The following is a 3323-nucleotide window of genomic DNA, read 5'->3' on the forward strand; positions in this document are numbered from 1 at the left end:
GTAGTCAAGTCCTCGGCCTATTAGTACCGGTCAACTGAACCCGTTACCGGGCTTACATTTCCGGCCTATCAACCCAGTCGTCTAGCTGGGGGCCTTACCCCCACAAAGTGGGGTGGGATACCTCATCTTGAAGCAGGCTTCCCGCTTAGATGCTTTCAGCGGTTATCCCTTCCGAACGTAGCTAACCAGCCGTGCCCTTGGCAGGACAACTGGCACACCAGAGGTTCGTCCGTCCCGGTCCTCTCGTACTAGGGACAGCCCTTCTCAAGTATCCTACGCGCACGGCGGATAGGGACCGAACTGTCTCACGACGTTCTAAACCCAGCTCGCGTACCGCTTTAATGGGCGAACAGCCCAACCCTTGGGACCTGCTACAGCCCCAGGATGCGACGAGCCGACATCGAGGTGCCAAACCATCCCGTCGATATGGACTCTTGGGGAAGATCAGCCTGTTATCCCCGGGGTACCTTTTATCCGTTGAGCGACACCGCTTCCACTCGCAAGTGCCGGATCACTAGTCCCGACTTTCGTCCCTGCTCGACCTGTCAGTCTCACAGTCAAGCTCCCTTGTGTACTTGCACTCAACACCTGATTGCCAACCAGGCTGAGGGAACCTTTGGGCGCCTCCGTTACCTTTTAGGAGGCAACCGCCCCAGTTAAACTACCCACCAGACACTGTCCCTGAACCGGATAACGGTCCGAAGTTAGATACCCAAATCAACCAGAGTGGTATTTCAAGATTGCCTCCACCCATACTGGCGTATGGACTTCACCGGCTCCCACCTATCCTACACAAGCTAATTCGAGTACCAATGTCAAGCTATAGTAAAGGTCCCGGGGTCTTTCCGTCCTGCCGCGCGTAACGAGCATCTTTACTCGTACTGCAATTTCGCCGGGCCTGTGGTTGAGACAGTGGGGAAGTCGTTACGCCATTCGTGCAGGTCGGAACTTACCCGACAAGGAATTTCGCTACCTTAGGATGGTTATAGTTACCACCGCCGTTTACTGGCGCTTAAGTTCTCCGCTTCGCCCCCGAAAGAGCTAACAGGTCCCCTTAACGTTCCAGCACCGGGCAGGCGTCAGTCCATATACATCGAATTACTTCTTCGCATGGACCTGTGTTTTTAGTAAACAGTCGCTTCCCCCTGCTCTCTGCGGCCATACAACGCTCCACCCGCGCGGGGCTTCACGTCTCCGGCCCCCCTTCTCCCTAAGTTACGGGGGCAATTTGCCGAGTTCCTTAACCACAGTTCGCCCGATCGCCTCGGTATTCTCTACCTGACCACCTGTGTCGGTTTGGGGTACGGGCCGCTAAGAACTCGCTAGAGGCTTTTCTCGGCAGCATAGGATCACTGACTTCACCTGAATCGGCTCGGCATCACGTCTCAGCCTATGTGTGTTGCGGATTTGCCTACAACACGGCCTACACGCTTACCCCGGCACAACCACCGGCCGGGCTCAGCTACCTTCCTGCGTCACCCCATCGCTTGACTACTACCCATCAGGTTCCCACGCTCCCCAACCTCAACCCGAAGGTCTTAGCTGGTTTGGGCGGTTAGCACAACGAGGTTCATCAGGGACGCTCTTTCGCGGGTACGGGAATATCAACCCGTTGTCCATCGACTACGCCTCTCGGCCTCGCCTTAGGTCCCGACTCACCCAGGGCGGATTAGCCTGGCCCTGGAACCCTTGGTCATCCGGCGGAAGGGTTTCTCACCCTTCTTTCGCTACTCATGCCTGCATTCTCACTCGTGCCGCGTCCACAACTGGGTCACCCCGCTGCTTCACTCGCGGCACGACGCTCCCCTACCCATCCACACACCTGCACAAGGAATCAAGTCCAAGCGAGGATAAAATGTGAATGCCACAGCTTCGGCGGTGTGCTTGAGCCCCGCTACATTGTCGGCGCGGAACCACTTGACCAGTGAGCTATTACGCACTCTTTAAAGGGTGGCTGCTTCTAAGCCAACCTCCTGGTTGTCTATGCGACCCCACATCCTTTTCCACTTAGCACACGCTTAGGGGCCTTAGCTGGTGATCTGGGCTGTTTCCCTCTCGACTACGAAGCTTATCCCCCGCAGTCTCACTGCCGCGCTCTCACTTACCGGCATTCGGAGTTTGGCTGATTTCGGTAAGCTTGTGGGCCCCCTAGACCATCCAGTGCTCTACCTCCGGCAAGAAACACGCGACGCTGCACCTAAATGCATTTCGGGGAGAACCAGCTATCACGGAGTTTGATTGGCCTTTCACCCCTAACCACAGGTCATCCCCCAATTTTTCAACATTGGTGGGTTCGGCCCTCCACGCGGTCTTACCCGCGCTTCAGCCTGCCCATGGCTAGATCACTCCGCTTCGGGTCTAGGACACGCGACTGAATCGCCCTATTCAGACTCGCTTTCGCTACGGCTCCCCCACACGGGTTAACCTCGCCACATGCCACTAACTCGCAGGCTCATTCTTCAAAAGGCACGCCGTCACCCCGCAAGGCTCCGACGGATTGTAGGCGAACGGTTTCAGGTACTATTTCACTCCCCTCCCGGGGTACTTTTCACCATTCCCTCACGGTACTTGTCCGCTATCGGTCACCAGGAAGTATTTAGGCTTACCAGGTGGTCCTGGCAGATTCACGGCAGATTTCAGGGGTCCGCCGCTACTCGGGAACACCCACAGAAGGTCAGCAACTTTCACCTACCGGACTCTCACCGTCTACGGTCAGCCATTCCAGACTGTTCGACTAGCCACTGACTTTGTAACTTCTCGAACAAGTGTCAGCTTGTTCAGCAGGGTCCCACAACCCCGACCACGCAACCCCTGACAGGTATCACACGCAGCCGGTTTAGCCTCGATCCGCTTTCGCTCGCCACTACTCACGGAATCACTAAATTGTTTTCTCTTCCTGCGGGTACTGAGATGTTTCACTTCCCCGCGTTCCCTCCACACACCCTATGTGTTCAGGTGTGGGTGACACCACATGACTGGTGCCAGGTTTCCCCATTCGGACACCCTGGGATCACAGCTTGGTTGACAGCTCCCCCAGGCCTATCGCGGCCTCCCACGTCCTTCATCGGCTCCTGGTGCCAAGGCATTCACCGTTCGCCCTTGACAACTTGACCACAAAGATGCTCGCGTCCACTGTGCAATTCTCAACAAACGACCAACCCACAACCCGATCCGCCCCACACCAAACCCAACCAACGTTGGCGGTATGTGAGGCCAGGCCATGCCTGGCAGACTTCCAGCCCCACAAAGGGGGCTGGCCAAGTCTCTGAAACAACAACCACACGGGTTGTTCCTTCAGGACCCAACAGGGTGCCTACATTCTC

1 rRNA gene is annotated in these 3323 nt (G+C 56.5%); it reads right to left on the reverse strand.

The window, feature by feature from the left end:
* A 23S ribosomal RNA gene (locus ACPXBU_RS34735) occupies positions 1-3113 on the reverse strand.
* Between the last annotated feature and the right edge of the window lie 210 nt (positions 3114-3323).

It is taken from the genome of Micromonospora sp. DT231, from assembly GCF_049847025.1.
Taxonomy (GTDB): Bacteria; Actinomycetota; Actinomycetes; order Mycobacteriales; family Micromonosporaceae; genus Micromonospora.